5 protein-coding genes are annotated in these 4,239 nt (G+C 66.7%); 3 read left to right on the forward strand and 2 right to left on the reverse strand.

From position 1 onward, the window contains the following. Both FVW27_RS09020 and FVW27_RS09025 read left to right on the forward strand, forming a co-directional pair. On the forward strand, positions 1-491 hold a 491-nt coding region (locus FVW27_RS09020), incomplete at its 5' end, for a MotE family protein (RefSeq protein WP_424991863.1). Between the two features lie 3 nt (positions 492-494). Next, on the forward strand, positions 495-1,328 hold the full coding sequence (locus FVW27_RS09025; RefSeq protein WP_167124483.1) for a tRNA pseudouridine synthase A: 834 nt from the start codon (positions 495-497) through the stop codon (positions 1,326-1,328). A 207-nt stretch (positions 1,329-1,535) separates the two neighbouring features. Here the strand turns inward: FVW27_RS09025 and fliM are convergent, their stop codons facing one another. Continuing rightward, positions 1,536-2,516, reverse strand: a complete 981-nt coding sequence (fliM, locus tag FVW27_RS09030; RefSeq protein WP_167124485.1) for a flagellar motor switch protein FliM — start codon at positions 2,514-2,516, stop codon at positions 1,536-1,538. A gap of 278 nt (positions 2,517-2,794) precedes the next feature. Next, on the reverse strand, positions 2,795-3,262 hold the full coding sequence (locus tag FVW27_RS09035) for a hypothetical protein (protein ID WP_167124487.1): 468 nt from the start codon (positions 3,260-3,262) through the stop codon (positions 2,795-2,797). 326 nt (positions 3,263-3,588) lie between these two features. Between FVW27_RS09035 and FVW27_RS09040 the strand changes: the two genes are divergently transcribed. After that, positions 3,589-4,239, forward strand: a 651-nt coding sequence (locus tag FVW27_RS09040) for a 2Fe-2S iron-sulfur cluster-binding protein (RefSeq protein ID WP_167124489.1), incomplete at its 3' end; no start/stop codon positions are given.

The raw sequence follows: 4,239 nt of genomic DNA on the forward strand, positions 1-4,239 counted from the left end.
CGGCCGCCCCGTCTTCCGCCCTGCCCGCAGCCGCCGGTCTGCCGGGTTCCTCGAGCATGGGTTCGGGCGCCGCCACCCCCACCGCCGCGCAGCCCGGCGCCCAATCCTCTCAGGCCACCCAGGCCGCCATGGACGCCCTGAACCGCAAGCAGGATGACCTGAGCCGCCGCGAGCAGGAACTGAAAAGCCTGGAACAGCAGGTGGATGCCAAGTTGGCCCAGATGCAGGACCTGGAGGCGCGCATCAAGACCATGCTCAAGGATGCGCAGGGCATGAAGGACGAAAAGCTGCGCCACCTGGTGGACGTGTACACCAACATGAAGGCCAAGCAGGCGGCGGCAGTGCTGGAAACCCTGGACGAAAAGATCGCCGTCAGGATTCTGGCGGGCATGCGCGGCAGGCAGGCGGGCGAAATCCTGACCTTCGTGCAGGCGGAAAAGGCCGCCAAGCTGTCAGAGGCGCTCACCCGCATGCAACTGCCCCTCGAATAACGCATGGCCCGTCTCGCGCTGACCGTTTCCTACGTGGGCACCCGGCTGGCCGGGTGGCAGATTCAGGCCCGTACCGACCGGCCCCAGCCGCGCACCGTGCAGGGCGAACTGGAGCGCATCGCCGAGCGCATCGTAGGTGCACCGGTGCGCCTGCACGGCGCGGGACGCACCGATTCCGGCGTGCATGCCGAGGCCCAGGTGGCCCACATGGACGTGCCCGACCATCGGGCGGACCTGGACTGGCAGCGCGCCTTCAACGCCGGGCTGCCCGACGATATCGCCGTGGCCGCCGTGGTCCGCGTGCCCGACGACTTTCACGCCCGCTTCGATGCGCGCGGCAAGACCTACACCTACCGGCTGTGGCCCGAACGGCGCTGGACGCCTCCCCGGCTGGCCCCGTTTGCGTGGGCCACGGGCCCTCTGGACCTTGAAGCCATGGATGCCGCCGCCGCGCACCTGCACGGCATGCATGACTTTGCCAGCTTTCAGAACACCGGTACCGACATCGTCACCACCATACGCACCGTGACCAGGGTGGCCCGCCGCCACGAGGGCGAGGCCCCGGTCCAGCCCGCGCTGCCGGGCGCACAGCCACTGGCGGGTTCGGACGATGCAGTGAATGCCATGGCCCGGGACTTGCGTGTCATCGCCTGGGACTTCGAGGCCGACGGCTTTCTCAAGCAGATGGTGCGCAACATGATGGGCCTGCTGGTGGCCGTTGGGCGCGGCAAGCTGCCCCCGGATGCCGTACCCGCCATCCTTGCCGCCCGCGACCGCAAGGTTGCCCCCGCCACGGCCCCGGCGCATGGGCTGACGTTGACGAACGTCCACTACTAGCAGCGGCTTCGCCGCCTTGCCCTTCCACATCCCCGCTTTGCAACGCAAAACGGCGCACCCTTTCGGGCGCGCCGTCGTTCTTTGATATGAAATCTCGCAGGTATCAGGCGGGTCAGGCGGAAAGGGCGGAAAGGGCGGAAAGGGGAGGTCGGGCAGACCGTGGTGAATCGGGACTGCACCTGACGTGCCGGATCGGCCCGCAGCGCGTCAGGTGTAGCGCGGCTCTTCTTCCTTGATGATCTGGAAGGCCTTGTTGGCCTTTACCGTGCCGGAAATGCCCCAGAACTTGGTCACGCCTTGCACGGTGCATTCCAGCAGGTCGTCGGTGTCGGTATCCAGCAGCAGCACGTCGCCCACCTGCAACCGCAACAGCTGATTGCCGGTGATCTTGGATTCGCCGAAGCGAATCTTGAGGCTTACCGGGGTTTCCAGCAGCCGTTCCTTCAGACGCGAAACCCAGGCGTGGTCCACTTCCAGGCGTTCGGTCTGGAAGCTGGCGTGCAGCTTGGAGCGGATGGGTTCGATGGTGGCGTACGGCAGGCAGATGACCATGGAGCCGATGGCTGTCTCCAGTTCCACCTCGAAGGTGATCACCACCACCACGTCGCTGGGCGGCACGATGGCCGCGAACTGGGGGTTGATCTCGGAGCGCACCAGTTCAAGGCTCACGTCGTGCACCGGACGCCACGATTCTTCCATGTTGTCCAGGGCGATCTTGATCACCCGGTCCACGATGGCCTGTTCGATGCGGGTGAATTCGCGGCCTTCGATCTTGGGCTGGCTGCCCGCCCCGCCGAAGAAGTTCTCCACCAGGGCGAAGACCAGGCGTGAATCCACCACGATGATGGCGTTGCCGCGCAACGGCTCCATCTTGAAAATATTGATGCTGGTGGGCACCGGCAGCGAGCGCATGAAATCGCCGAACTTGGTCATGTCGATGGAGATGGGGTTCAGCTCCACCCGCTTGCGCACGGTGTTGGACAGCGCGTTGGTGCACAGCCGCGCGAACCGGTCGTTGACGATTTCAAGAACCGGCATGCGACCGCGAATGATGCGGTCCTGGTTGGCGAGGTCGAACGGGACGATGCCCGAGTCGTCCTCGGGGATGTCGGTCTCGCTCTCTATCTCGCCGCCGGAAAGGCCGCGGAGCAGTGCATCGACCTCGTCCTGCGCCAGAATCTTGTTCATGGGGTGCGGGCTCCTCGCGCGTGGAATACTGAATGACCGGATAGTGGCAGCGACGGCGGGCGGGGTCAAGCGTCGGCCGGTCCGGCTGGCCTGGCTGACCGATCCGGCCGGGCGGCCCGAAAGGCCGAACCGCACGGAAGCACGCGCCGCAACCGGGAGAATCCTGCCGCAGCAAGATTTCATGCAAGATGGACGCCAAGCGCCGCTGACAGGCACCGGCAGCCCACAGCGAAAAACAGCAGGCGGGAGAACGGGAGGCAGCCCGGCGGGCCGTTCCGCTATTCGTCGGACAGCTTGGGATAGCGAAGGCGCATGCGCTGCACCACGTCGGGCTTGACGTAGTCGAGCATGGTCACGATTTCGGAAAGCGGGTACTGCGAGCGCGTTTGGTCCCTGTAGCTGCGGGCCTTGGCCAGTTGCTCCGCGGTCAGCAGCCGTTCGTGCACCAGCGCATCGAGAATGGAACCGAACTGGCTGGCCTGCTGGCGCGCATCGCGCTGCTTGCGCACTTCCATGGCCTGGCTGGCGCGCTTGTCGGCCTCGGCCAGCCTGCGGCCCAGTTCATACTCCACCACCTTGAGCTGCTGGATGTTCTCGTGCACCTTGCGCAGGTCCACGGCCAGTGCACGGCGCCGGGCATGCAGTGCGCGCATGCGTTCCTCGTGCGCGGCGCTGGAGCGCTGGTTGGCAACCAGCACCACCACCAGCAGCACAAAGCCGACCACCGCGCCAAGCACGATTTCCATGCGCCAACTCCTTTCGCCAAAGCCGGAGATAATAATATAACTGTACAGGACTATTGTTGAATATGCAATGACAATCGGGCTTGCGCCGCCTGTTCGATACGTCGCACGGCACCGGAGCATGTCGCCTCCCCCAAGACAGTGCCGGGGCAGCGCCAGCCGGGCACCAACCCGGCTCCAGTCCGGCGCGTATTCCGCGCCATATCCCCGTCGAACGCACGGCACGGAGAGGGACAACTGAAACCGCAGGTGCGCGGGCACTTGCCATATGCAGCGTCTTGGGGCAGTTGCAGGCAAGGAACCATCTTGGACGCCCGCCAGGGAGCCGCATGTCCCCCCATTTTTCGCCGAAACAGCCGCCGCACTCCACCGCCGCCACACCGAACGGACGGGGCGGACCGGACACGCCGAACACGCCGGGCACCCTCAACGGCCAGGGCGCCCTGGCCGAGGTGACCCTGCCGGACGGGCGCATCCTGCATCTGCCCCTGCCCGTGCAGGGTGCTGACAGTGCGCTCCCGGCCAGCACCCTGGCCCAACTGGTGTGGATGAGCGGCCAGGTGGACCCGCCCGCGTTGTGTTCCGGCCTTGGCCGCTGCGGGCGGTGCGCGGTGCGCTTCACGCGTGGCACACCGGCGCCCCACCCCGCCGACGAAGCCCATTTCTCCCCGGTCGAACTGTCCGACGGCTGGCGGCTGCTGTGCCGTCACGCCCCGAGCGGACCTGTGCCATTGCATGGCAACGAATACGGCATGGCCTTCACCCTGCCTGCGGGAACGGCCCCGCACCGCTCGCGGGTGGTGGATGCGCCCGTGCCCGATGCATCCCGGCCTGCTGCGTCCCGGTCCGAACAATCCCCATCGCCCAAGGCGACACCGGCCCCGGCAACCGGCGCGCCCCTGCTGCTGGCCATCGACCTTGGCACCACCACCCTGCACTGGTCGGCCCTGACCCCGGATGGCCGCCGCGTGGCCCACGGC

Origin of the sequence: Nitratidesulfovibrio liaohensis, from assembly GCF_011682075.1 — a bacterium.
In the GTDB taxonomy this organism is placed as follows: Bacteria; Desulfobacterota; Desulfovibrionia; order Desulfovibrionales; family Desulfovibrionaceae; genus Cupidesulfovibrio; species Cupidesulfovibrio liaohensis.

Coding starts and splice junctions, on each gene's coding strand:
- FVW27_RS09025 (WP_167124483.1), top strand. CDS start 495: ATGGCCCGTCTCGCGCTGACCGTTTCCTACGTGGGCACCCGGCTGGCC.
- fliM (WP_167124485.1), bottom strand. CDS start 2,516: ATGAACAAGATTCTGGCGCAGGACGAGGTCGATGCACTGCTCCGCGGC.
- FVW27_RS09035 (WP_167124487.1), bottom strand. CDS start 3,262: ATGGAAATCGTGCTTGGCGCGGTGGTCGGCTTTGTGCTGCTGGTGGTG.